Source organism: Bacillus sp. AK031 (assembly GCF_053903065.1).
This window is the reverse complement of record NZ_CP096424.1, coordinates 2,711,631-2,736,135: the sequence shown is the minus strand read 5'-3', so window position 1 is coordinate 2,736,135 and position 24,505 is coordinate 2,711,631. Positions and strand designations below refer to the sequence as shown.

Sequence of the window (24,505 nt, the reverse complement as noted above, 5' to 3'; positions counted from 1 at the left end):
GCTCCTCAAGAGCAGGATGCTAATTAGAAACTCATTTTTTATATGCACAATAATTATTGTACGCTTGTTAAATAAGGTGCTATTCGAAGTTCTAATTAACCCAAAATCAAGTGAAAACATTGTATGAACAATAAATAGAGCAGTTCTAATTCATTTGTGAGTTAGCCTGCTATTGGTAATACTATTTGTAATTTTCTCTCCCAATACGGAACCCTTTAATCTTTGTATTGAGGGTCTTTTTTGCCCGGGGATTGAGACCTCTTGACTGACTCCTCCAAATAGGAAACATCAATATCCATTAAAGACCCCTCTTTCACCCACATTAATTACTCCTCCTGATAATCCGTCCATGAATTGAAACAGTTCAACATGAAAATACTAACGTCATTATTGTTGAGAAGGAGAGTGTCAGGAGAAATGAACTTTAACATGAATCAAAACAACCCCAATAAGAGTGAAGAAAAAGAAAAAGAGGGCAAGCCCTCCGGCTTAATGGAGAAGATTCAGCAGCTTGGACAAACCAATGTCCCGCAGTTGTCCAATGATTCAAATATCCACTGCTTGACAATTGTCGGACAGATTGAAGGACATATGCAGCTGCCGCCGCAAAATAAGACGACAAAGTATGAGCATGTCATTCCTCAACTTGTGGCAATAGAACAAAATCCTAAAATAGAAGGCTTGTTAATTGTCCTGAATACAGTAGGGGGAGATGTAGAAGCAGGGCTTGCCATCTCGGAAATGCTTGCTTCCTTATCGAAGCCGACCGTTTCCATTGTATTGGGCGGGGGACATTCGATAGGAGTCCCGATTGCTGTATCATGCGATTATTCCTTCATTGCCGGAACAGCAACAATGACAATTCATCCTGTAAGGTTGACCGGCCTGGTAATCGGTGTGCCGCAAACGTTTGAGTACCTTGATAAAATGCAGGAAAGAGTCGTTAATTTTGTGACCACCCACTCCAAAGTTACTGAAGAGGACTTTAAGGAGTTAATGTTCGCAAAAGGAAACCTAACCAGAGATATCGGAACCAATGTGGTCGGGGAAGATGCGGTCAAATATGGTTTGATTGATGGTGTTGGAGGCATTGGTGAAGCTATAAAAAAACTGAATGAACTGATTGAGCTTAAAGGTGGAACCGAGGAAGAAGGAATGCTGCAATGATTCTTCATACGACTGTGCCGCAAGAATTAATCTTTCCGCCTGGGCAGGATGCCTTTACCCAACAAATGATGGTGGAGTGGCAGGGGATTCCGCTGCTTGTTGAACAATCGCAGCAGCAATACAGAGTAGTAAGGGTGATGAGCAGCGACCCTGCACATTATCTTAACGATGATATTTGCCCTGGACAATATCTGCAGATGTAACCTTTCGTTTGATTTTCGCCGATGGCAGGATATGATATAATATAGGGAATGCGGAACGATAAAGTTTTCTGAATATATGGGACTGGTATGGACAGCTACTTGCCTCAGCTGAAAATGCCAGCCCTTTCTTCATCTTTGCGATCCTGCATTTTTAAAGAAAGGTCTCCCATTTACTCTCCGCATGGTCTAATATGGGATAAAGGATATTATTAGAGAATTTAGGTGAAAAGAACGTTGGCGAAAAGAAAACGAAGGACCAGGAAGAAATCCTCAAACTTAAAACATACAATAAAATATGAATTAATTGGAATGCTGATGATCGCTCTCAGTTTAATAGCCATCATACAGCTTGGTGCAGTAGGTAAAGCATATGTTCTTTTCTTTCGATTTTTCCTTGGTGAATGGTATATGCTTGCATTTGTCAGCATGCTATTAACAGCAGGATATATGATGGTAAAAAGAGAAATGCCGAACTTCTTTTCAAGAAGGCTTTCCGGATTATACATAATTTTGATCAGCACTTTGCTTCTTAGCCATGTAAAGCTGTTTGAGCTGCTCTCCAATGATGGAGCATTCCAGAATCCAAGCGTGATTGCAAATACCTGGGAGTTATTTTGGATGGAAGTACGTGGAGAATCAAGTACCTCAGATTTAGGGGGGGGGATGATCGGCTCTATATTGTACGCTGTGTCGTTTTTTCTATTTGATTCCGCCGGAACTAAAATCCTGTGTATGGCACTTATAGCAATAGGAATTGTCCTTATCACCGGAAAATCTTTTGGCGCTGTTCTTGGCAAAGCAGGCAGGGCTTCAACTGATTTTATTGGGGGACAGTGGGCTGCGTTTCAGGAAGATATGAAAGATTGGAAGGAAGAAAGACAAGAGAAAAAAGCTGAGAAACAGCTGCAGAAACAGGACAAGATCAAGGAAAAGCCTGAAAATGAAAGTATCAGCGACCTGGTTGAAGAGGTGAAGGTTGAGCCAATCATATCCAGCTTTAATGAGAAAGCATATCCTCAAGAAGCTTCACAGGCTTCACCAGCAGAAACGGAAGCCAATGCAAAAGAGAGTGACAACAATAGGGAAGAAATGAAAGCGGAAGATGAGGATGAAGCACCACCGATTACGTTTACTGAAGTGGAGAATAAAGACTACCATCTTCCGCCTATCTCGTTGTTGACAAGGCCTAGCCAGACCGATCAAAGCAGCGAGTATAAGATGATACATGCCAATGCAGCGAAGCTTGAACGTACATTCCAGAGCTTTGGTGTGAAAGCAAAGGTTACCCAGGTACATCTGGGGCCAGCTGTTACAAAATATGAAGTGCATCCTGATACAGGGGTAAAGGTCAGCAAGATTGTCAATCTTAGTGATGACCTTGCATTGGCGCTTGCTGCAAAGGATATCAGGATAGAAGCACCGATTCCAGGCAAGTCTGCCATTGGCATTGAAGTTCCTAACTCAGAAGTTGCAATGGTGTCATTAAGGGAAGTGCTGGAATCAAAGTCCAATGATAAGCCCAATTCCAAGCTGTTAATAGGATTGGGAAGGGATATTACCGGGGAAGCCGTCCTGGCCGAACTCAATAAAATGCCCCACCTGCTTGTAGCCGGTGCGACCGGGAGCGGTAAAAGTGTATGTATCAACGGGATTATCACGAGTATCTTGATGAGGGCTAAACCGCATGAGGTTAAACTGATGATGATAGATCCGAAGATGGTGGAGTTGAATGTATATAATGGGGTCCCTCATTTGCTTGCGCCAGTAGTCACGGATGCCAAGAAAGCTTCACAGGCATTAAAAAAGGTCGTAAGTGAAATGGAGAGGAGATATGAATTATTCTCTCATACTGGCACAAGAAATATTGAAGGATATAACGAGCATATCAAAAGGCACAATAATGAAAATGAAGAGAAACAGCCGGAATTGCCATATATCGTCGTGATTGTCGATGAACTTGCCGACTTGATGATGGTGGCTTCAAGCGATGTTGAAGATGCGATTACCCGACTTGCACAAATGGCAAGGGCAGCAGGAATTCATTTGATCATTGCTACTCAGCGTCCATCAGTTGATGTCATTACAGGCGTCATTAAAGCGAACATTCCTTCCAGGATTGCATTTGCTGTTTCATCACAGACGGATTCAAGGACCATTTTGGATTCTGGAGGTGCGGAGAAGCTGCTTGGGCGGGGAGATATGCTGTTCATCCCTGTTGGAGCTTCAAAGCCGACGAGAGTGCAAGGGGCCTTTTTATCGGATGATGAAGTTGAGGAAATTGTAGATTATGTCATCGGGCAGCAAAAGGCGCAATACCAAGAAGAAATGATACCGGATGAAGTTCCGGAAGGGGATAGTTCAGCTTCTGTAGAAGATGATTTATATGATGAGGCTGTTCAATTGATCGCTGAAATGCAGACAGCTTCAGTATCGATGTTGCAGCGGAGATTCAGGATAGGCTATACAAGGGCTGCAAGATTGATTGACGCAATGGAAGAGCGCGGAGTGGTTGGTCCTTATGAAGGAAGTAAGCCAAGAAGCGTATTAATTGGAAAACCATCAGAAGAACATTCCTCATAAGAATGAGATTAAAAGCTGTCCGGATCCTCCGGGCAGTTTTTTTAATTTCCTAGTGGCTGAAGTTAGTTGGGGTTCGGTAAGTTTGTTAGGTGATTAGTTCAAATGGTCCTTTTCTCTTAGCAAGTGAGGACCTTAAGTCTGTTATGAATAGTTGTTAAGGCCTCGGGAGCATAATGTAACCGATTTATCTTCTGGAAAAAATTAAAATCGTTTATTGATGTCAGACCTCTAGCCTTACAGACTCTTAATGTGATATACTTTTTAAAGCGTTTACATGGAGTTATCCATTTAAAAATTTAAGCTTAAAAGGTGAATCATTCCAGAAAACCACCCCAAATATGCATTTGAAAATTATGAATGTTTAGATTATCTTGTTTTTTCGACAAAAACTTCAGAATCTATTTATTTCTTCTTTTAAAAGTGATATAGTATTTTGGATTAGTAGGAAAGATATACATCAGAGTCTGGTGTCTTGAGTAAAAATGGTGGTGGTTCTTGGATGACAATCAAAGCAGACAATAGGCATTTGTACCTACAAGTGATCGACCGTCTAAAAAAAGATATCGATAAAGGTCAGTATAAAGAAAAAGAAAAACTTCCTTCTGAATTTGACCTTGCTAAGCAGCTTGGAGTAAGTCGAGCAACACTTCGGGAAGCATTAAGGATTCTCGAAGAAGAAAATGTCATTATTCGCAGGCATGGGGTTGGAACTTTTGTAAACGCTAAACCGCTCTTCACTTCTGGTATTGAGCAGTTGAATAGTGTCACGAATATGATTAAGCAAGCAGGTATGGAACCTGGAACCATTTTCTTAAGCTCAGCGACTCAGGGCCCGACAGATGAAGATATCCGGCGTTTTTCATTACAAGAGGAAGAAGAAGTAGTCATGGTGGAGCGAGTAAGAACAGCAAACGGAGAGCCGGTTGTATATTGTGTGGACAAGCTTCCATCAAAAGTTTTTCCGCGGAATTTCACGACAGAAGTCAACTCTCTCTTTCAAGTGCTTGAAAGAGAAGAGAATAAACGAATCTCGTATGCGGTAACACAGATTGAGCCGTTGGGGTATCATGAAAAGATTTCTCCGATCCTCGACTGTGAACCGGAATCTGCACTGCTTGTTTTAAAACAGCTGCATTTTGATGAGAGTGATACGCCGATTCTTTATTCGGTCAATTATTTCCGGTCGGACAAGTTCAGCTTCCAAGTATTAAGAAAGCGGGTCTGATTCATTTTGTAAGTCTTTTATTTTTCTTACTACAATCAACTTAATTAACAGGGGGTAACCAAAGTGAAAAAACGTAAATTTGGTATTGCACTTTCAATGGTTCTTGCAGCAGGTACAATTCTTGGTGCATGTGGAAACAACGATGATACTGAAGATGTAGCTCCAGCTAAAGACGGCCAGGCTGACAAATTCACAGCAGCTATGGTAACGGATGTTGGCGGTGTGGATGATAAATCTTTCAACCAGTCAGCATGGGAAGGCCTTGAGGCTTTCGGTGCAGATAACGGACTTGATAAAGGTACAGAGGGATACGATTACCTGCAATCAAAATCTGATGCAGATTATAAAACAAACCTGAACACTGCAGTACGTAACAATTTTGACCTTATCTATGGAATTGGTTACAAATTGCAGCCGGCTATCGAAGAAGTTGCTAAACAACGCAAAGACAGCAACTTTGTAATCGTTGACAGTGTTATCGAAGGAATGGATAACGTTGCAAGTGTAACATTCAAAGAGCATGAAGGTTCTTTCCTTGTTGGTGTAGTAGCAGGTCTTACTACTAAAACAAATAAAGTAGGATTTATCGGAGGAACTGACTCAGATCTTATCAACAAGTTCGCTGCTGGATTTGAAGCTGGTGTAAAAGCTGTAAATCCTGATGCTGAAATTGACATCCAGTTCGCTGGTGCGTTCGATAAAGCTGAAAAAGGTCAATCAATGGCTGCTTCTATGTACCAAGCTGGAAATGACATCATTTATCATGCAGCAGGCGGTACTGGAAACGGAGTCTTCACTGAAGCGAAGAACCGCAAACAACAAGATCCTGATCAGGAACTATGGGTTATCGGTGTAGACCGTGACCAAGCTGCTGAAGGTGCTGTTACTGTTAACGGTGAAGAAATGAACGTTACATTGACTTCTATGGTTAAGCGTGTTGATACAGCTGTCATTGACGTTGCTGAAAGAGCAATGGCTGGAGAATTCCCTGGTGGAGAAATTCTTGCTTACGGCTTGGAAGATGATGGTGTAGGAATTGCTCCAACTCAAGACAATCTTTCAGAAGATGTAATTGCAAAGGTTGAAGAGTGGAAAGAAAAAATCATCAATGGTGAAGTGGAAGTACCAACTAAGCCAGAATAATAACAAGGTAGATGGTCTCCAGGGAGCGGGCACTTAATGCCCCTTCCCTGGCCAAATACTGAGAAGCCTTAAATAAAAAGTAGAATTAGCCGATTCTGCTTTTTATTTAGGAGTTTTTCAGGAGGTGTAATGCCTCTTCCTAAAAAAATAACCGAAAGTCTGACCTCTTACTTTAAGGCAGGCTTTATCTATAGCAAGGAGTGAAGCTGGGTGGAATATGTAATTGAAATGCTCAATATTCGCAAAGAATTTCCTGGTATCGTAGCAAATGATAATATCACCCTTCAGTTGAAGCAGGGGGAAATCCATGCACTCCTCGGAGAAAATGGAGCAGGAAAGTCAACTCTCATGAACGTGCTTTTCGGACTGTATCAGCCGGAAAAGGGCGAAATCAAAGTGAATGGAAAAAGTGTGAAAATCACTAATCCGAACATCGCCAATGACCTTGGAATCGGAATGGTTCACCAGCATTTTATGCTTGTTGATACATTTACGGTTACAGAAAACATCATTCTTGGCAAAGAGCCTAAATCAGGCGCAAAAATCGATATTAAAAAAGCTGAACAGGAAGTACGTGAAATCTCTGACCGTTATGGACTGTCAGTAGATCCCCAAGCTAAAATTTCAGAGATTTCTGTCGGTATGCAGCAGAGGGTTGAAATCTTAAAAACATTATACCGAGGCGCAGAAATTCTCATCTTTGATGAGCCGACTGCAGTATTGACGCCTCAGGAAATAAAAGAACTGATTCAGATTATGAGAACCTTAATTAAAGAGGGAAAATCGATTATACTTATCACTCACAAACTCAAAGAAATTATGGAAGTCTGTGACCGTTGTACAGTTATCCGTAAGGGGGAAGGCATTGGCACTGTAAATGTTTCTGATACGGATGTGAATGAACTTGCCAGCTTAATGGTAGGGCGTGAAGTCACGTTTACGACCGAAAAGAGTGAAGCTTCGCCGAAAGATCCGGTCTTGGAAGTACAGGATCTGAGAGTAAAGGACTCCAGAGGTGTCGAAGCGATAAGGGGCTTGAACCTTACTGTCAGGGCTGGTGAGATCGTGGGGATTGCCGGTGTTGATGGAAATGGACAAACAGAACTCATTGAGGCTATTACTGGTTTGCATAAGACTTCCAGTGGTTCCATTAAACTTAATGGACAAGAAGTACAAAATCAGAAACCGCGAAAGATTACAGAATCCGGCTTGGCGCATATACCGCAAGACCGTCACAAGCACGGACTCGTTCTTGATTTCCCAATTGGGGAAAATATGGTTTTGCAAACCTACTACCAAAAGCCGTACTCTAAATCAGGTATCATGAATTTTAAACAGGTCTATAAAAAAGCGAACTCACTTATTGGTGAATACGACGTCCGTACTCCGAGTGAATATACGTTGGCACGTGCATTGTCAGGCGGTAACCAGCAAAAGGCTATTATAGGACGTGAAATTGACCGTAATCCAGATTTACTTATAGCCGCACAGCCGACAAGGGGACTGGATGTAGGAGCAATCGAATTCATTCACAAACGCCTGATTGAACAGCGTGATGCAAATAAGGCAGTATTGTTGGTTTCCTTTGAACTGGAGGAAATTTTGAATGTCAGTGACCGAATCGCAGTTATCTACGAAGGAGAAATTGTCGCGGTTGTTGATCCTAAAGAAACGACAGAGCAGGAATTAGGACTGCTGATGGCGGGTTCCAGACGCAAGGAAGAAGGTGACTCTATCAATGTCTAATAAATATCAAAATATATTAATACCAGTCATTTCTGTAGTGCTTGGATTACTTGCAGGTGCCATTATCATGCTGGTGACAGGCTATAATCCGATCGAAGGGTATGCAGCACTCTGGAATGGTGCGTTCGGAGAGAGATTCTATGTCGGTGAAACATTAAGACAGGTAACTCCCTATATTTTAGCCGGATTGGCTGTCGCATTTGCTTTCCGTACAGGACTTTTCAACATCGGTGTTGAAGGCCAGCTGTTGGTAGGTTGGACAGCTTCAGTCTGGGTAGGGCTTGCTTTTGACCTTCCAACTGTTATCCATCTGCCTTTATCAATCCTTGCAGCTGCAGCAGCGGGTGCACTATGGGGATTTGTTCCGGGGATATTGAAGGCGAAGTGGCGTGTCCATGAAGTAATCGTAACGATTATGATGAACTATATTGCTCTTTATACAACTAATTATATTATTCGTAATGTAATCGCAGATGAAGCGGATGCAACCGAAAGTGTTGCAGAATCTGCTTCTCTTAAAAGTGGATTCTTTGAGACAATTACAGATTATTCCACACTTCATAACGGTATTTTCTTAGCTTTAGTTGCGGCATTCATCATGTGGTTCCTGCTTGAAAAGACGACAACCGGGTATGAACTCCGCTCAGTTGGTTTCAACCAGAATGCCTCACAATATGCCGGTATGAATGTTAATAAAAATATTGTATTGTCAATGGTCATTTCCGGCGCATTTGCAGGTCTTGCAGGGGCAATGGAAGGTTTAGGTACTTTTGGGTTTGCTTTCCTGCATTCAAGCTTCTCTGGAGTCGGGTTTGATGGTATCGCTGTTGCCCTTCTGGGTGGAAATACAGCAATCGGGGTCATTCTTGCTGCCATTTTATTTGGAAGCTTGAAAGTCGGTGCCTTGAATATGCCGTTTGAAGCAAACGTTCCGAATGAACTTGTAGAAATTGTTATTGCCCTGATTATTTTCTTCGTAGCTTCGAGCTATATGATCAGATGGCTGCTTAATCGTTCTAAGAAGGGGGTGAAATAAGTGGGTATTATGACAATTTTAGAGATTATTATCTCTTCTACACTGGTTGTAGCTGCTCCGCTTATTTTCACTGCATTAGGAGGAGTGTTCTCTGAGCGCTCCGGAGTTGTTAATATCGGGTTGGAAGGGCTAATGGTCATAGGTGCATTTGCAGCAATCGTATTCAACCTTAGCTTCGCATCCACTTTTGGAGTGGCAACACCTTGGGTAGCCCTGCTCGCAGCAATGGCTGTCGGCGGCTTACTTTCACTTCTGCATGCCTTGGCATCAATTACTTTTCGGGCAGATCAGGTAGTCAGTGGCGTTGCGATTAACTTCCTTGCATTGGGTGCAGGATTATACTTAGTGAAGCTTATGTATGGAAAAGGCCAAACGGATTTTATCCGTACAGAGTACAGCTTTAAAAAAGTGGATATTCCGTTCTTAAGTGATATTCCCGTTATCGGCGACATCTTTTTCAGCCGTGTAACGTACACTGCTTATATTGCCATTATCCTGGCGTTTGTTGTTTGGTATATCCTATTCAAAACTCCATTTGGCTTAAGGCTACGTTCTGTTGGGGAACACCCGATGGCAGCTGATACAATGGGGATCAATGTAACAAAAATGCGCTATATCGGTGTATTTTTATCAGGTCTTCTTGGAGGTCTGGGAGGTGCTGTATACGCTCAGTCCATCTCACTTGACTTCAGTCATTCCACAATCACAGGCCAAGGGTTTATGGCTCTTGCCGCTATGATTTTCGGAAAATGGAACCCACTGGGTGCGATGGGTGCTGCTTTATTCTTTGGATTTGCACAAAGTTTAAGTATCGTCGGTTCCAGTATCCCGCTATTTGAAAATGTACCAAGTGTTTACTTGCAGATCGCTCCATATGTTCTGACAATCCTTGCTCTTGCAGGATTCATCGGTCGTGCTGATGCACCAAAAGCACTGGGTAATCCTTATATTAAAGGAAACAGGTAAAAAATAAAGGTGAAACGAAAAGCGAGTGCAAAGCCGAGCAGGCTCTGCACTCGCTTTTTATTTGGCTGTATTGAAAACAATCTTCCACACTTGTATATTATTCATGCTCTAAGCTCCTTTTTTAGTGAAATGCCGCATACACTTTAAATAATTCCAGCTATAAGGGTGTATACACATTGATGAACGGTTGGAGTCAGTGGGAAAAACTTGAAAGAGCTCCAGAGATACATGTATAGTAAAGATGAATTTACCTCAAAATAGATATGATATTGAGGCCTTTTGGTTCATGGATCATCATGTTTACAGCACTTAGTAAAATCTGGATTTGTTAGCAAAAGGAGGATGGCAAATGTCTAAAGTCAATGAAGTGGTTCGAACGAAAAACGGTTATTCGTTACATATCGTCCAGACTGATAAATACAAGACAAATACCCTCGTCTGGAGAATGAAGTCTCCATTAAATTCTGATGAAGTTACATTGAGAGGACTTCTGCCCCATGTACTTCAAAGCAGTTCAAAGAAGTATCCCAGCACAACGGCACTTAGATCTTACCTGGATGAATTATACGGGGCAAACTTTTTCGTGGACCTTGCCAAAAAAGGTGAATACCATGTCATGAGTTTTTCCGTAGAAGTAGCCAACGAAAAATTTCTCAAGGATTCAGAACCGCTCCTGAAAAAAGGATTGCAATTCCTTTCGAATGTAGTTCTCGATCCTAATGCTGAAAACAATTCTTTTCATGAAGAAACTGTTGAGAAAGAAAAGAGGAACCAGAAAGTCAGAATACAGTCAGTCTTCGATGACAAGATGAGATATGCCAATTCCCGCCTTGTCGATGAAATGTGCAAGGGAGAAGCTTATGCCCTGCATCCAAACGGGATTCTTGAGGAAGTTGAAAAAACAACAGCCGAGAGCCTATTTAAATATTATAAAAATGCAATTAAAAAAGATGAATTGGATTTATATATCATTGGCGATGTAGACACAGCGGAAGCAGAGAAGATGTGTGATGAAATTTTTTCACTTGATCACAGAGATCCCTTGAAAACCAGTCAATCTGCCGGAGCTTCGATCAAAGAGGTCAATGAAGTAATTGAAAAGCAGGATGTAAAGCAGGGAAAATTGAATATTGGATACAGAACGAATGTGTCTTACGGCGATAAAGACTATTGGGCGCTTCAAGTGTTCAACGGGATATTTGGCGGTTTTTCCCATTCCAAGCTATTTATCAATGTCCGGGAAAAAGCAAGCCTTGCCTATTATGCTGCAAGCAGAATTGAAAGCCATAAAGGCTTGATGATGGTCATGTCAGGAATTGATGGCAAAAACTATGATCAGGCTGTATCGATTATCAAAGAGCAAATGCAGGCAATGAAGAATGGCGATTTTACTGAAGGAGAAATACAGCAGACGAAAGCTGTCATTCGAAATCAGCTTCTTGAAACAGTTGACACTTCAAGGGGGATGGTGGAGATCCTTTACCATAACGTTATAGCAGGTACACAAATTGACTTGGGAGAGTGGCTGGCGAATATTGAAAAGGTCACGAAAGAAGAAATTGCCCAAGTGGCTCAAAAAGTGGAAATGGACACCATCTATTTTCTTACAGGAATGGAGGGGTAAAGGGTATGGAAAAAATCACATTTGATCAGCTGCAGGAAGAGTTATACTATGAAAAAATGAATAACGGACTTCAAGTTTATGTGCTTCCTAAAAAAGGATTCAATAAGACCTATGCTACTTTTACCACAAAATACGGGTCCATTGATAATCATTTCGTGCCTAAAGGCGACACAGAATTCACAAAGGTACCTGATGGCATTGCCCACTTCCTTGAACATAAACTTTTTGAAAAAGAAGATGAAGATGTCTTTCAGAAATTCAGTAAGCAAGGTGCGTCAGCAAACGCCTTCACATCCTTTACAAGGACAGCTTACCTGTTTTCTTCCACTTCCGATGTTGATAAAAACCTTGAAACATTAATCGACTTTGTCCAGGCTCCGTATTTTACTGAGAGTACCGTCGAAAAAGAAAAAGGGATCATCGGCCAGGAAATCACGATGTATGATGACAATCCGGATTGGCGCTTATACTTTGGTGTGATACAGAATATGTATAAAAATCATCCTGTAAAGATCGATATAGCTGGAACGGTTGAATCCATTTCACATATCACAAAAGACATGCTCTATCAGTGCTACGAAACCTTTTATCATCCAAGCAACATGCTGATGTTCATAGTAGGAGCTGTAGACCCTGAACAGATAATGAACCAGGTCAGGGAAAATCAGGACAAGAAAGACTATAAAGAGATGGATGAGATCCAGCGGACATTTGAAGATGAGCCGGTTGAAGCGGCAGAGAAAAAGCAAATCCTCCATATGAATGTGCAGACTCCTAAATGCCTTGTTGGTGTTAAAGCGCTGGATACCGACAGCCAAGGGGAAGAGATGCTGATAAATGAATTGACGATGAATATAGCACTTGATATGCTATTCGGAAAAAGCTCTGAAAATTATTTTTCTTTGTACAATGATGGTCTCATTGATGAAACCTTTCACTATGACTTTACCCAAGAGCAAGGTTTCGGTTTCGCCATTCTTGGCGGGGACACAGAAAAACCGGATGAACTTGCTGACCGGATTAAAGAAATCCTGTTAAATGCTTCTGAGGGGAACAGCCTTACCGAGGAAGCCCTTAAGCGTACTAAGAAAAAGAAAATAGGAGCCTTTTTGAGAGCTATTAATTCGCCTGAATATATTGCTAATCAATTTACAAGGTACGCTTTCAATGAAATGGATTTATTCAATGTGGTGCCTGCCCTTGAAAAAATCACCTTTAATGATGTACGTACAGTGGTGTCACGGTATTTTGACGAGAAAAGATTTACTGTCTGTCAAGTGCTGCCAAAAGCTAAATAATATTTAAGCGAGCGCTGAACAGCAAAAAAAAGGGGGGGATCCCCTTTTTTTGTGTTTTTTTTATATTTAGTAAGGAAAAGGATGGTATAGTTGAAAAAATTCGCACTAATTACTGGGGCATCCGGAGGAATCGGAAGGCAGACGGCGCTCACACTTGCCGAACAGGACTGGAATCTTTATCTTCATTATCATTCCAATGAAAAAGCAGTTGAGGAGCTCCTTAAAGAACTTCAATCCTTTGCTGGAGAGTATATTCCGGTAAAAGCAGACCTGACACAAACAGATGGCCCTGAACATCTGCTAAGCCAGTTATTTCATGTAGATGCATTTATTTATACAAGCGGAACACCGTTATATGGACTGTTCCAGGATATCACTGAGACTGAAATGGATGCCATGTGGAACCTTCATGTAAAATCACCCTTGCAAATATTGCAGGGGCTCCTGCCAAAGATGTTAAAGAGTTCAAACGGCAGTACTGTCATAGTCAGCTCCATCTGGGGGCAGACTGGGGCAGCTTGTGAAGTATTATACTCCACTGTCAAAGGGGCTCAAATTGCTTTTGTAAAGTCTTTAAGCAAAGAAGTTGCAAGAAATGGCATCCGGATTAATGCAGTTGCCCCCGGGGCTGTCGACACAGAAATGCTAAATAGTTTTACTCCTGAAGAACTCGCGGATATCGCTGAAGAAATTCCTATGGGAAGGTTTGCTGATCCGTCTGAAGTCGCTCAAACCATTGAATTTTTGGTGTCACCGAAATCTTCCTATATTACAGGACAGGTCCTATCCGTGAATGGCGGATGGTATACGTAGTTTTCGGAAAATATGGTCATAAATGAAGATGAATATTTTCCTTTTTACGATGCAAACTATAGTTGTATTTCTTAATGAAATGCACCGGCCTTAAATCTGCAGAGTGAGGCTGGTAGTGCAGCATGACTTTTAAGGAGGCTCCATTTTATGTCTGTATTAGATAACTGGCAAGACTGGAAAAACTTTTTGGGTGACCGTCTGAATCAAGCACAACATGAAGGAATGCAAGGCGGAGTAGTGTCCGACCTCGCTTATCAGGTTGGTGATTACCTGGCGAACCAAGTAGAGCCAAAGAATGAGCAGGAAAAAGTTCTTGCTGATCTGTGGTCTGTTGCATCTACAGAAGAGCAGCATGCAATCGCCAATATGATGGTCAAACTTGTAAAGAATGATGGTAGTCGCTAAGAGAGGAATAATTCCTCTCTTTTTTTATTGGTTAAGGAATGCTTGTTATTTCGAAAGGACAATCTAAGACCTTGATTATCTGAACTTTTTTCAGTATCACTCTGCTACAAATACTTGGTAATATGTTTTTGATGATTTGGCATTCAGATTTAAGGGTATGATTGAAATATAATGGCTAAATATTACTCTCTTTTGCAAGGTTTTCCTTTTCTATTGGGAGAAAATACTTTATTATAGAACCTAGACGAGAAGATGACTGATTTTCTCTATTTGTCAGGAGATATGTAGATAATTGCAACTTGAAATGTCACTTTTTTTTACTGGAGGGATTTTTTTATGGAACGAAAAGAATGGTATTTGGAATATGAAATACAAAAAAACCGTCCTGGACTCCTAGGTGACATTTCTTCTTTGCTGGGTATGCTTTCAATAAATATTGTGACAATCAACGGTGTGGATGAAGGCAGAAGAGGAATGCTGCTTTTGGCCAACAGAGATGAACAGATCACACGGCTTGAATCGATATTGCAGACAATGGATACGATAAATGTAACAAAGCTTCGTGAACCAAAATTAAGGGACCGTCTGGCTGTAAGGCATGGCCGTTATATTCAGAGGGATGCTGATGACAAAAAGACCTTCAGGTTCATTAGGGATGAGCTTGGGCTGCTTGTTGATTTCATGGCAGAGCTTTTCAAACAGGAAGGTCATAAGCTGGTAGGGATCAGGGGAATGCCTCGAGTGGGGAAGACTGAATCCGTTGTCGCCTCTTCTGTGTGTGCCAATAAGAAATGGCTGTTTGTATCATCTACATTACTCAAGCAGACAATCCGCAGTCAGCTGATTGATGATGAGTATTCATCTGAAAATATCTTTCTTATCGATGGAATTGTTTCAACCAGGAGAGCGAATGAGAGACATTGGCAGCTGGTAAGGGAAATCATGAGGCTGTCCGCTGTCAAAGTAATTGAGCACCCGGATATCTTCGTGCAAAATTCCGAGTACTCCTTGGATGATTTTGATTATATCATCGAACTTCGAAACAATCCGGAAGAAGAAATTACATATGATTTGGTAGAGAAAAACAATTTCTTCCAAGACTCTGACTTTGGAGGATTCGATTTTTAAAAATTGGCAGGTGTTTGTTTTGACTGAACTAGGAACACGACTGAAGGAAGCTCGTGAAGCAAAAGGATATTCCCTGGATGATTTGCAGAACATGACAAAAATCCAAAAGCGCTACCTTGTGGGGATAGAGGAAGGTAATTATGATATGATGCCCGGAAAGTTCTATGTCAGGGCTTTCATCAAGCAATATGCAGAAGCTGTTGGCCTTGATCCGGATATGATCTTCGATGAGTATTCTAATGAGATCCCGGTGACGAATACGGCTGACCTTCCTGAACTGTCAAGAGTGCAATCCAGAAAGCCGGTATCTGAAAGCACTTCAAAGGTGGTGAGCATCTTCCCGAAAGTCCTGGTTGCTCTTTTCGTAATCGGGGCAATCCTTGTCGCCTGGTATCTGCTTCAGACCAGGCTGGGGGATGGTAACAATTCAGGTACAGGAGATAATCAGGTAGAAGAAGATGTTGGCTTCTCCGAATCCGAAGAAGTGCAGCAGCCTGAGGATCAGGAAGAAGGCACAGGAGACAGTACAGAAGGCGATGATGAGGAAAATAATGAAGCTTCAGATTCGGAACAAAATAGCGAAGATACCGAGCCTGCGGAGGAACAGACTCAGGAAATCAGTGTCGCAAATGTAAGCGGCAAAGCGACTACCTACAATCTTCAGAACACAGAAGACTTCAACTTGGAAATCTCAGCAAGCGGTGACACCTGGATTACTGTTTATAATTCCAAGGATGACACGCTCTTCTCTGAAATGATGAATGAAAGTGACAATCAATCCTTCGACCTTTCTCAAGACGGAGAAGCTTTTATCATTGTCGGAAATGCATCTGCCACTACAATCAAGGTGAATGGTGAACAGCTGGAGTACGAAGTTTCGCCGACCGATGTGGTTCGGCAGGATATCATTATCACACTTTCTACACAGGAATAGTCACGATGAGTGGCTATTCTGTTTTGTTATGATTTAAGGAGGAATAAACAGTGAATCTGCCCAATAAAATTACAGTATCAAGAATATTCTTAATTCCATTATTCATGGTTATCATGCTTTATCCCTTTGAATGGGGGACAATGTCCATCCTTGGGGCTGACATGCCTGTCTCACACTTTGTTGGAGGGCTTCTTTTCATCATCGCAGCCACAACAGACTGGATTGATGGGTACTATGCCCGCAAGCTTGACCTTGTAACGAACCTTGGGAAATTTCTCGATCCCCTGGCGGATAAACTGCTTGTTTCTGCGGCTTTGATCGTCTTGGTGGAAATGGGATTTGCTCCTTCATGGATCGTCATCATCATCATCAGCCGGGAGTTCGCTGTAACCGGTTTGAGGCTCGTATTGGCTGGAACGGGTGAAGTGGTGGCAGCCAACACGCTTGGGAAAATTAAGACATGGGCACAGATTATCGCGATATCCTCACTTTTGCTGCATAATATCATCTTCGAAGCGGTTTCTTTTCCCTTCGATACGATCGCATTATGGGTAGCGATGATCATCACCATCTGGTCTGGCTGGGAATACTTTTACAAGAACCGCCAGGCATTTGTCAACTCTAAATAATTGAAAAAAGCAGGAAGTTCAAGCCATAGGATTATAAATGGTTTAGAACTTCTTTTTTGTGGAATCAAGGCAAAAAGCCTATAATTTATTTATGCTTGTAGTAAAGGGGATAAGAGTATGAATGCAGAGATTATTGCTGTCGGTTCGGAACTTTTGCTCGGACAAATCGTAAACTCAAATGCCAGGTTCTTGTCAGAACAACTCGCCGAGATGGGTATTAACGTTTTTTATCACACGGTCGTTGGGGATAACCCAGACAGGCTGAAAGGTGCTCTGGAGATTGCAGAATCACGTTCTCAATTGATTGTTTTCACAGGCGGACTTGGACCGACCAAGGATGATCTGACAAAGGAAACGATAGCAAGACATTTAGATACTTCATTGGAACGAGATGAAGAGGCTTTAACATATATTAAAGATTATTTTAAACGTGCTCAGAGGGAGATGACCCCTAATAATGAAAAACAGGCTCATGTGCTAAAAAGTTCGACCGTGCTGAAGAATGAGCAGGGAATGGCTCCGGGAATGTTCCTGTCAAAGGACTCCCGCTTTTACATGCTGCTTCCCGGACCTCCGTCTGAAATGATTCCAATGTTTAAAAAATACGGCAAACCTGTAATTGAAAAAGCACTGGGGAAAAAAGAAACGATCGCTTCCAGGGTGCTTAGATTTTTTAACATAGGTGAAGCCCAGTTGGAAACCGAACTGATGGACCTTATTGATGAACAGACAAACCCGACTGTAGCACCGCTTGCAGCAGAAGGAGAGGTTACAATTAGGCTTACTGCCAAACACTCATCTAAGAAAGAGGCGAAGAAACTTCTGGATGACATGGAAGAAAAAGTACTGAACAGGGTCAGGCCGTACTTTTATGGATATGGCGATACTACTCTTATGGAAGAAGCAACCAATGCCCTAAAAGCAAATGAGTTAACAATATCCTGTGCTGAAAGCCTGACTGGCGGTTTATTTCAATCTCAGTTAACTTCCATTTCAGGGGCAGGCTCCATTTTAAAAGGCGGAGTCGTTTGCTACACGAATGAAATTAAGAAGGAGATTCTCTCTGTTTCTGCGAATACCCTGAGCATACATGGCGCTGTAAGTGAGCCGTGCGCAAAGGAGCTTGCAGAGAACGTAAGGGAAAAATTTAATACAGATATTGGGATTAGTTTCACAGGGGCGGCCGGTCCTGGTCCTCATGAAGGAAAAGATGAGGGGACAATCTGGATCGGAATCGCAAGAAAAGATAGGAAGACCAAAGTCTTCTTATTGAATTTAGCCGGCACCAGAAATGGCAACCGGGCCAGGACAGTCAAATATGGATGTTATTTTCTCCTTAAGGAGCTAAAAGGGGAAGAGGCATGATTCATGAAATGGCAGGGGAATATCCCCTGTCCTTTTTGATTCTTGGTCGCTGGTTAGGGCTTTACAGGTATCTTTAATATACTGTGCGTGTTTTTTTCTAACAGTGTAACTCTCTTTTGAGCGATTATTGTTTAATAAGCAGATAAATAGCTAAAGCGCAGTTTTACACATAAAATAAGCCTGGAAAATTGATTATCTCTAAAAGAAAGAAAGAAATCTGCAAAAAACAAGTGGATAAAAAAACCGAATGAATGTTCGATTTTTCTCTTGTTAAATCAAACAAAAAGGTTTATAGTAGAGATAGGTTGTTGAAATGAGACAAGCAGTTAATAAATTGCTATTTTGTCTTTCTATATATGTAAGAGATTAAAAGGAGGAAATATTGTGAGCGATCGTCAAGCTGCCTTGGATATGGCACTTAAACAAATTGAGAAACAATTCGGTAAAGGTTCTATCATGAAATTGGGAGAACAGACAGAAAGAAATATAGTAACAATACCAAGTGGTTCACTTGCATTGGATGTAGCCCTCGGAGTGGGAGGCTACCCGCGCGGAAGAATCATTGAAACATATGGTCCGGAATCTTCAGGTAAAACAACTGTTGCCCTTCATGCAATTGCTGAGGTACAGGCTCAGGGTGGCCAGGCTGCGTTTATTGATGCTGAGCATGCCCTTGACCCGGTTTATGCCCAAAAGCTTGGAGTCAATATTGATGAACTTCTTCTTTCCCAGCCGGATACTGGTGAGCAGGCTTTAGAGATTGCTGAAGCGCTTGTGCGAAGCGGAGCAGTGGATATTCTGGTTATTGACTCGGTAGCTGCGCTTGTACCTAAGGCGGAAATAGAAGGAGAAATGGGAGACTCCCACGTAGGTCTTCAGGCGCGTTTGATGTCCCAGGCTTTGAGGAAACTCTCTGGTGCAATCAATAAATCCAAGACCATTGCGATCTTCATTAACCAAATCCGTGAAAAAGTCGGAGTTATGTTCGGTAATCCCGAAACTACACCGGGGGGCCGTGCGTTGAAATTCTATTCTTCTGTACGTCTTGAAGTGCGTCGTGCAGAAGCATTGAAGCAAGGAAACGAAATGGTCGGAAATAAAACGAAAGTCAAAGTGGTCAAGAATAAAGTAGCCCCTCCTTTCAGGGTCGCTGAAGTCGATATCATGTACGGACAAGGAATTTCCAGAGAAGGTGAAATCATCGACATGGGCTCTGAGCTTGATATCGTTCAAAAGAGCGGTGCCTGGTACTCTTACAACGAAGAGCGCCTTGGCCAGGGACGTGAAAATGCGAAGATATTCCTAAAAGAAAATCCTGAAATCCGTAATGAAATCATGTTGAAAATCCGTGACCATTATGGTTTGGATACTGGAAAAGCGGAGACTGAAGAAGCGCAGGATGAATTGCTTCTTGGGGAATAATTATATGAAAGGAAGCAGAGAAAACGGTCTCTGCTTCCTTTTTCTGCTTAGAAACATGGAGTTGTTATGGCATCGTTTGGAATAGAAATCTCAAATTATCTTGGAAAATCAAGGCGGGAAAGGACTGCCCCCCTTGACAATGAATATTCTGAGATTTAAAATTAACATGTATATTTTACAAATTTTCGAATGTTAATATTTGAAAGCCTAGCGCTGTATATTGAAACCTTTGGAAACAATGTACCAGCCGACATGTAAAAGACATGACAAAAGTTCATAGCAAGGGGAGGTGAAATGATGGAACCCATTACACTCATCTCCATTTTGCTTGGCCTAATCGTCGGTGTAGTTGTTGGATATTTTATTCGTAAATCCATTGCTGAAGCAAAGATTGCTGGAGCGAAAAGTTCAGCAGAGCAGATTCTTGAAGATGCAAAGCGCGAGGCAGAAGCTCTGAAGAAAGAAAAGCTCTTGGAAGCAAAGGATGAAAATCATAAGCTTCGTACTGATATCGAAAATGACCTTCGTGAACGAAGAAATGAACTGCAAAAGCAGGAAAATCGTTTAATGCAAAAGGAAGAGAATCTCGACCGGAAAGATGAATCGCTGGACAAGCGTGAATCACAGCAGGAAAGAAAAGAGAATTCTCTAAACGAAAGACAACAACATATTGAAGAGATGGAAAGCAAAGTGGACGAGATGATACGATTACAGCAAACCGAACTGGAACGCATCTCTGCACTTACGCGCGATGAGGCAAAAGCGATCATCCTTGACCGCACTGAGAATGAACTTTCTCATGACCTTGCCTTGATGATCAGAGAGCATGAGACACGTGCGAAGGAAGACTCTGATAAGAAAGCGAAAGAGATTCTTTCACTTGCAATCCAGCGTTGTGCAGCAGAACATGTTGCAGAAACAACGGTATCTGTTGTAAACCTTCCGAATGATGAGATGAAAGGTCGCATCATTGGACGTGAAGGACGTAATATTCGTACATTAGAAACGCTTACGGGAATCGATTTGATAATTGATGATACTCCTGAGGCGGTTATCTTATCAGGTTTTGATCCGATTCGCCGTGAAACTGCGAGAATCGCACTTGAAAAACTAGTACAAGACGGACGTATCCACCCAGCCCGCATCGAAGAAATGGTCGATAAGGCAAGACGGGAAGTGGATGAGCATATCCGTGAAATTGGTGAACAGACTACATTTGATGTAGGTGTTCACGGGCTCCATCCAGATTTAATCAAGATTTTAGGACGTTTGAAGTTCCGTACAAGCTATGGCCAAAACGTTCTGAAGCACTCTATGGAAGTAGCATTCCTGTCTGGTTTGCTAGCTGCTGAATTAGGCGAAGATGTTACTCTTGCCCGCCGTGCAGGTCTACTGCATGATATCGGGAAAGCGATTGACCATGAAGTGGAAGGAAGCCATGTTGAAATCGGTGTTGAATTGGCTACGAAATACAAAGAACACCCGGTTGTGGTCAACAGTATTGCATCCCACCATGGTGATACAGAGCCAACGTCTGTCATTTCAGTGCTTGTCGCTGCTGCTGATGCACTTTCAGCTGCAAGGCCAGGTGCAAGAAGTGAAACGCTTGAAAACTATATCCGCCGCTTAGAAAAGCTTGAAGATATCTCGGAATCTTATGAAGGTGTAGAGAAATCATTCGCTATCCAAGCAGGAAGAGAAGTCCGAATCATGGTAAAACCAGAATCAATTGATGATCTGGAAGCCCATCGTCTGGCTCGTGACATCCGTAAACGGATTGAAGAGGAATTGGATTATCCAGGCCATATCAAGGTCACGGTCATTCGCGAAACCAGGGCAGTTGAATATGCAAAATAAAGCGGTGTGAGTTTCACACCGCTTTTCCTATGCCCTCAAATTGTGAGATTTGTTTCAGGCTGTGGTACTATATAAGAAATGTTGATTAGAAAGGGTTTGCAAATGAATATATTATTTATCGGAGATGTCGTAGGCTCTCTTGGCCGGGAAATGGTATCTGAATACCTGCCTAAGTTGAAAGCGAAATACCGTCCATCTGTGACAATTGTCAACGGTGAAAATGCTGCAGGTGGAAGGGGGATAACTGAAAAAATATACAAACGGTTTCTGAATGATGGAGCGAATATTATCACTATGGGGAATCACACATGGGATAATAAAGAGATATTTGATTTTATTGATAATACCAAACTAATGGTCAGGCCGGCCAATTATCCGAATGGGACACCGGGAAGCGGTTTGACTTTTATTAATATCAATGGGTTTGAAACGGCGGTCATTAATCTTCAGGGAAGAACTTTTATGCCTGCCTTGGACTGCCCTTTTGAAGCTGCAGAAGATCTTGTAGCTCAAGCTAAAGAAAGAACTCCTTTTGTGTTTGTTGATTTTCATGCGGAAGCTACTAGTGAAAAACAGGCGATGGGATGGTTTTTAGATGGTAAAGTTTCTGCAGTAGTAGGTACCCATACTCATATTCAGACGGCAGATAATCGTGTTTTGCCAAATGGCACGGCTTTTATAGCTGATGTAGGAATGACTGGGCCTTACGATGAAATACTGGGAATGAACAAAGAGTCAGTTATTACTAAGTTCCGAACAAGCCTGCCTGTCCGTTTTGAGGTCCCGAGTAAGGGCAGAAAGATATTAAGCGGCGTCATAATTGAAATCAATGAGAAAACGGGTAAGGCGAAAAGCATCGACCGGATTCTTATAAATGACGATCACCCTTTTATTGCTGAATAAAGAAAAGAGAAAGCAAAAGTCCCTTAACAAGAGTGCTTTTGCTTTTTTATTTTTGCTGCTATTTAATTTTTTTAGTATTCGCTAATTTTTGTTCGATAGATGTTGTTATTGCTTTTATGAGGTGCTTGAATCTTTTTTATGGGAAATCGGTGTCGTCTTGAAGTCCTTATGGAATTGTCGAATAGCTCCAATGAGGTTGTCGAATCAGAAAAGATTAAGAATCGGAGTCGTCATAGAGCCATTATAAAGGGGGATTGATTTTTGCCGCAGCCCTCCAATCTGTACGGTGCTGAACGGCCGCTTCCGCTTTTTATTCAATCCAGCTCCAGCGGCCATCACCTAGCAGATTTCGGTCTCTCTCCTTGCGATAAGTCAACATCAACTCACTACGTTCGTTGTGTTTCCTTTATCTCATGCGAGAGCCCTCCAATCTGTACGGTGCTGACCGGCCGCTTCCGCTTTTTAGTCTTGTCAACCGCTTTTTTAGGCCAAGCGGGAATGATTTACTGTTTTCATGAATATAGTAGCAGTGGAATCGTTAATACCAGGTTGTTCTTTGCTTTGAACATTCGGTATGGGGAAATGACAAGGAGGAAAAGAAATGGAGATATTAAAAGTTTCAGCAAAGTCTAATCCTAATTCTGTAGCTGGTGCACTTGCCGGAGTTCTTCGTGAGAGAGGAGCAGCAGAGATACAAGCAATCGGGGCAGGTGCCCTTAACCAGGCTGTCAAGGCCGTTGCCATTGCAAGAGGGTTTGTCGCCCCTAGCGGCGTTGACCTCATTTGCATTCCCGCTTTCACTGATATTCAGATTGATGGGGAAGAACGAACTGCTATCAAGTTAATTATTGAACCTCGATGACTGATCAGGGAGCTGTCCTTAATAGGCAACATTGGGACAGCCTCTTTTTTTGGTTGTTTTTTGCAGTTTGGCTGTATTCGAGAGGAGTTTAAAACAATTTAAAGAAGTATATACATAGAGTAAACAGAAGGAAGGGAGAATTTTTATATGATCTTTGATGCCCACTGTGATGTATTATTGAAATTGCATCATGATAAGGACGATGTTTCATTCCAAAGCAACAATGATTTGCATATTACATACCCCCAGTTGAATCAAGCGGGAAGCAAGGTGCAGCTGTTTGCTATTTACCTGCCTTCTTATTTAAAACCAGGCCAGCGCTTTCAAACTGCATTGGAAATGGTGGAAGTGTTCCATAAACAAATCCTGATACCTAACCCCAAATTGAAAATGGTTCGTTCAAAACAGGAAATTGCCAGCCTGAAAGAAGATGAAGTGGGAGCCATGCTCACATTGGAAGGCTGTGAAGCAATCGAGGAAGACCTTGTAAAGCTTCATACTTTATACCAGTTGGGGGTTCGTGCAGTCGGATTAACTTGGAATTGGGCTAATGCGGTTGCAGACGGAGCACTGGAACCACGGGCAGCCGGGCTTACAAAGTTTGGCCGGGAAACCGTTCAATTCTTGAATGACCATAAAATGATAACGGATGTTTCCCATCTTTGTGAACGTTCTTTCTGGGATACCATTGAAATTGCAGAATATCCAATCGCGTCACATTCGAATACTTTTAGTTACTGTCCTCATCCAAGAAATTTAAAAGATGAGCAAATCAAGGCGTTGATTGATAAGAACGGCGTAATGGGATTAACTTTTGTCCCGCCCTTCCTGAAAGAGAACGGAAAGGCAAATATATCTGCCATCCTCTCTCATCTTGACCATGTATGTTCTCTTGGAGGCGAAAACCATGTAGGTTTCGGATCAGACTTTGATGGAATCTCTGAAACGGTTGAGGGGCTGTCCTGTTATCGTGAATACGGAAACCTGGTAGATGCCTTGCAGAAAAATTATAACGAAAGCCAGGTAAGAAAGTTTTTATTCGATAATTTCTATGAAGTATTGCCGGAGTAAAACACAAGTAACACAAAGGGGCTCACCAGCTGGTGAGCCCCTTTTAGTGCTTTAAAGTAGTAAAAGGGACAGTCCCTCTTTATGCTTTAAAGGATTAAAGTGAACATTTTGCAACACTTGCAGGCTTC

The 24,505-nt window shown here is 42.0% G+C and carries 21 protein-coding genes; all 21 read left to right on the top strand.

What is annotated here, in order from left to right; genetic code table 11:
- Nucleotides 1-429 precede the first annotated feature (429 nt).
- The 21 genes from M1E09_RS14100 to M1E09_RS14000 all read left to right on the top strand — a co-directional run bounded on the left by M1E09_RS14100 (nucleotide 430) and on the right by M1E09_RS14000 (nucleotide 24,377).
- The gene (locus tag M1E09_RS14100; protein ID WP_456274994.1) at nucleotides 430-1,167 is read left to right on the top strand and encodes a ClpP family protease; all 738 of its coding nucleotides are present in this window, start codon (nucleotides 430-432) and stop codon (nucleotides 1,165-1,167) included.
- A complete protein-coding gene (locus M1E09_RS14095; protein ID WP_456271493.1) occupies nucleotides 1,164-1,370 on the top strand; it encodes a YlzJ-like family protein in 207 nt (68 codons plus the stop codon). The genes M1E09_RS14100 and M1E09_RS14095 overlap by 4 nt, the downstream gene beginning before the upstream one ends.
- Nucleotides 1,371-1,604: 234 nt before the next feature.
- Nucleotides 1,605-3,950 (top strand): DNA translocase FtsK, encoded by a 2,346-nt coding sequence (locus tag M1E09_RS14090; protein ID WP_456271492.1) that lies wholly within the window; start codon nucleotides 1,605-1,607, stop codon nucleotides 3,948-3,950.
- Between the two features lie 499 nt (nucleotides 3,951-4,449).
- Complete coding sequence (locus tag M1E09_RS14085; RefSeq protein ID WP_456271491.1) at nucleotides 4,450-5,175, top strand: GntR family transcriptional regulator; 726 nt, start codon at nucleotides 4,450-4,452, stop codon at nucleotides 5,173-5,175.
- A 63-nt stretch (nucleotides 5,176-5,238) separates the two neighbouring features.
- Entirely contained in the window at nucleotides 5,239-6,318 is a 1,080-nt protein-coding gene (locus tag M1E09_RS14080; RefSeq protein ID WP_456271490.1) for a BMP family lipoprotein, read from the top strand.
- 210 nt (nucleotides 6,319-6,528) lie between these two features.
- Complete coding sequence (locus M1E09_RS14075; protein ID WP_456271489.1) at nucleotides 6,529-8,064, top strand: ABC transporter ATP-binding protein; 1,536 nt, start codon at nucleotides 6,529-6,531, stop codon at nucleotides 8,062-8,064.
- Nucleotides 8,057-9,100: an ABC transporter permease gene (locus M1E09_RS14070; protein ID WP_456271488.1), complete on the top strand. Its 1,044-nt coding sequence runs from the start codon at nucleotides 8,057-8,059 to the stop codon at nucleotides 9,098-9,100. Before M1E09_RS14075 ends, M1E09_RS14070 begins: the two co-directional genes overlap by 8 nt.
- On the top strand, nucleotides 9,101-10,066 hold the full coding sequence (locus tag M1E09_RS14065; RefSeq protein WP_456271487.1) for an ABC transporter permease: 966 nt from the start codon (nucleotides 9,101-9,103) through the stop codon (nucleotides 10,064-10,066).
- 349 nt (nucleotides 10,067-10,415) lie between these two features.
- Nucleotides 10,416-11,690 (top strand): EF-P 5-aminopentanol modification-associated protein YfmF, encoded by a 1,275-nt coding sequence (gene yfmF / locus M1E09_RS14060; protein WP_456271486.1) that lies wholly within the window; start codon nucleotides 10,416-10,418, stop codon nucleotides 11,688-11,690.
- Between the two features lie 5 nt (nucleotides 11,691-11,695).
- Entirely contained in the window at nucleotides 11,696-12,988 is a 1,293-nt protein-coding gene (gene yfmH / locus M1E09_RS14055; RefSeq protein ID WP_456271485.1) for an EF-P 5-aminopentanol modification-associated protein YfmH, read from the top strand.
- A gap of 90 nt (nucleotides 12,989-13,078) precedes the next feature.
- Nucleotides 13,079-13,801, top strand: a complete 723-nt coding sequence (ymfI, locus tag M1E09_RS14050; RefSeq protein ID WP_456271484.1) for an elongation factor P 5-aminopentanone reductase — start codon at nucleotides 13,079-13,081, stop codon at nucleotides 13,799-13,801.
- 147 nt (nucleotides 13,802-13,948) lie between these two features.
- Nucleotides 13,949-14,206 carry a DUF3243 family protein gene (locus M1E09_RS14045; protein WP_456271483.1) on the top strand — a complete coding sequence of 86 codons (258 nt, stop codon included), beginning with the start codon at nucleotides 13,949-13,951 and terminating at the stop codon, nucleotides 14,204-14,206.
- A 336-nt stretch (nucleotides 14,207-14,542) separates the two neighbouring features.
- A complete protein-coding gene (locus tag M1E09_RS14040; protein ID WP_456271482.1) occupies nucleotides 14,543-15,334 on the top strand; it encodes a DUF3388 domain-containing protein in 792 nt (263 codons plus the stop codon).
- 10 nt (nucleotides 15,335-15,344) lie between these two features.
- Complete coding sequence (locus M1E09_RS14035; RefSeq protein WP_456274993.1) at nucleotides 15,345-16,268, top strand: RodZ domain-containing protein; 924 nt, start codon at nucleotides 15,345-15,347, stop codon at nucleotides 16,266-16,268.
- 50 nt (nucleotides 16,269-16,318) lie between these two features.
- Nucleotides 16,319-16,897: a CDP-diacylglycerol--glycerol-3-phosphate 3-phosphatidyltransferase gene (pgsA, locus tag M1E09_RS14030; RefSeq protein WP_456271481.1), complete on the top strand. Its 579-nt coding sequence runs from the start codon at nucleotides 16,319-16,321 to the stop codon at nucleotides 16,895-16,897.
- A gap of 117 nt (nucleotides 16,898-17,014) precedes the next feature.
- The gene (locus M1E09_RS14025; RefSeq protein ID WP_456271480.1) at nucleotides 17,015-18,262 is read left to right on the top strand and encodes a competence/damage-inducible protein A; all 1,248 of its coding nucleotides are present in this window, start codon (nucleotides 17,015-17,017) and stop codon (nucleotides 18,260-18,262) included.
- Between the two features lie 384 nt (nucleotides 18,263-18,646).
- On the top strand, nucleotides 18,647-19,684 hold the full coding sequence (gene recA / locus M1E09_RS14020; protein ID WP_456271479.1) for a recombinase RecA: 1,038 nt from the start codon (nucleotides 18,647-18,649) through the stop codon (nucleotides 19,682-19,684).
- A 297-nt stretch (nucleotides 19,685-19,981) separates the two neighbouring features.
- Nucleotides 19,982-21,541, top strand: a complete 1,560-nt coding sequence (rny, locus tag M1E09_RS14015) for a ribonuclease Y (RefSeq protein ID WP_456274992.1) — start codon at nucleotides 19,982-19,984, stop codon at nucleotides 21,539-21,541.
- A 102-nt stretch (nucleotides 21,542-21,643) separates the two neighbouring features.
- Nucleotides 21,644-22,444, top strand: a complete 801-nt coding sequence (locus M1E09_RS14010) for a TIGR00282 family metallophosphoesterase (RefSeq protein WP_456271478.1) — start codon at nucleotides 21,644-21,646, stop codon at nucleotides 22,442-22,444.
- Between the two features lie 601 nt (nucleotides 22,445-23,045).
- The gene (gene spoVS, locus M1E09_RS14005; protein ID WP_119116493.1) at nucleotides 23,046-23,306 is read left to right on the top strand and encodes a stage V sporulation protein SpoVS; all 261 of its coding nucleotides are present in this window, start codon (nucleotides 23,046-23,048) and stop codon (nucleotides 23,304-23,306) included.
- A 147-nt stretch (nucleotides 23,307-23,453) separates the two neighbouring features.
- Nucleotides 23,454-24,377 (top strand): dipeptidase, encoded by a 924-nt coding sequence (locus tag M1E09_RS14000; RefSeq protein WP_456271477.1) that lies wholly within the window; start codon nucleotides 23,454-23,456, stop codon nucleotides 24,375-24,377.
- Nucleotides 24,378-24,505 lie beyond the last annotated feature (128 nt).

Excerpts from the sequence above, each read along its gene's own strand:
- M1E09_RS14100 (WP_456274994.1), top strand. The coding sequence starts at position 430 with ATGAATCAAAACAACCCCAATAAGAGTGAAGAAAAAGAAAAAGAGGGC.
- M1E09_RS14095 (WP_456271493.1), top strand. The coding sequence starts at position 1,164 with ATGATTCTTCATACGACTGTGCCGCAAGAATTAATCTTTCCGCCTGGG.
- M1E09_RS14085 (WP_456271491.1), top strand. The coding sequence starts at position 4,450 with ATGACAATCAAAGCAGACAATAGGCATTTGTACCTACAAGTGATCGAC.
- M1E09_RS14070 (WP_456271488.1), top strand. The coding sequence starts at position 8,057 with ATGTCTAATAAATATCAAAATATATTAATACCAGTCATTTCTGTAGTG.
- yfmF (WP_456271486.1), top strand. The coding sequence starts at position 10,416 with ATGTCTAAAGTCAATGAAGTGGTTCGAACGAAAAACGGTTATTCGTTA.
- yfmH (WP_456271485.1), top strand. The coding sequence starts at position 11,696 with ATGGAAAAAATCACATTTGATCAGCTGCAGGAAGAGTTATACTATGAA.
- M1E09_RS14045 (WP_456271483.1), top strand. The coding sequence starts at position 13,949 with ATGTCTGTATTAGATAACTGGCAAGACTGGAAAAACTTTTTGGGTGAC.
- M1E09_RS14040 (WP_456271482.1), top strand. The coding sequence starts at position 14,543 with ATGGAACGAAAAGAATGGTATTTGGAATATGAAATACAAAAAAACCGT.
- M1E09_RS14025 (WP_456271480.1), top strand. The coding sequence starts at position 17,015 with ATGAATGCAGAGATTATTGCTGTCGGTTCGGAACTTTTGCTCGGACAA.
- rny (WP_456274992.1), top strand. The coding sequence starts at position 19,982 with ATGGAACCCATTACACTCATCTCCATTTTGCTTGGCCTAATCGTCGGT.
- M1E09_RS14010 (WP_456271478.1), top strand. The coding sequence starts at position 21,644 with ATGAATATATTATTTATCGGAGATGTCGTAGGCTCTCTTGGCCGGGAA.
- spoVS (WP_119116493.1), top strand. The coding sequence starts at position 23,046 with ATGGAGATATTAAAAGTTTCAGCAAAGTCTAATCCTAATTCTGTAGCT.
- M1E09_RS14000 (WP_456271477.1), top strand. The coding sequence starts at position 23,454 with ATGATCTTTGATGCCCACTGTGATGTATTATTGAAATTGCATCATGAT.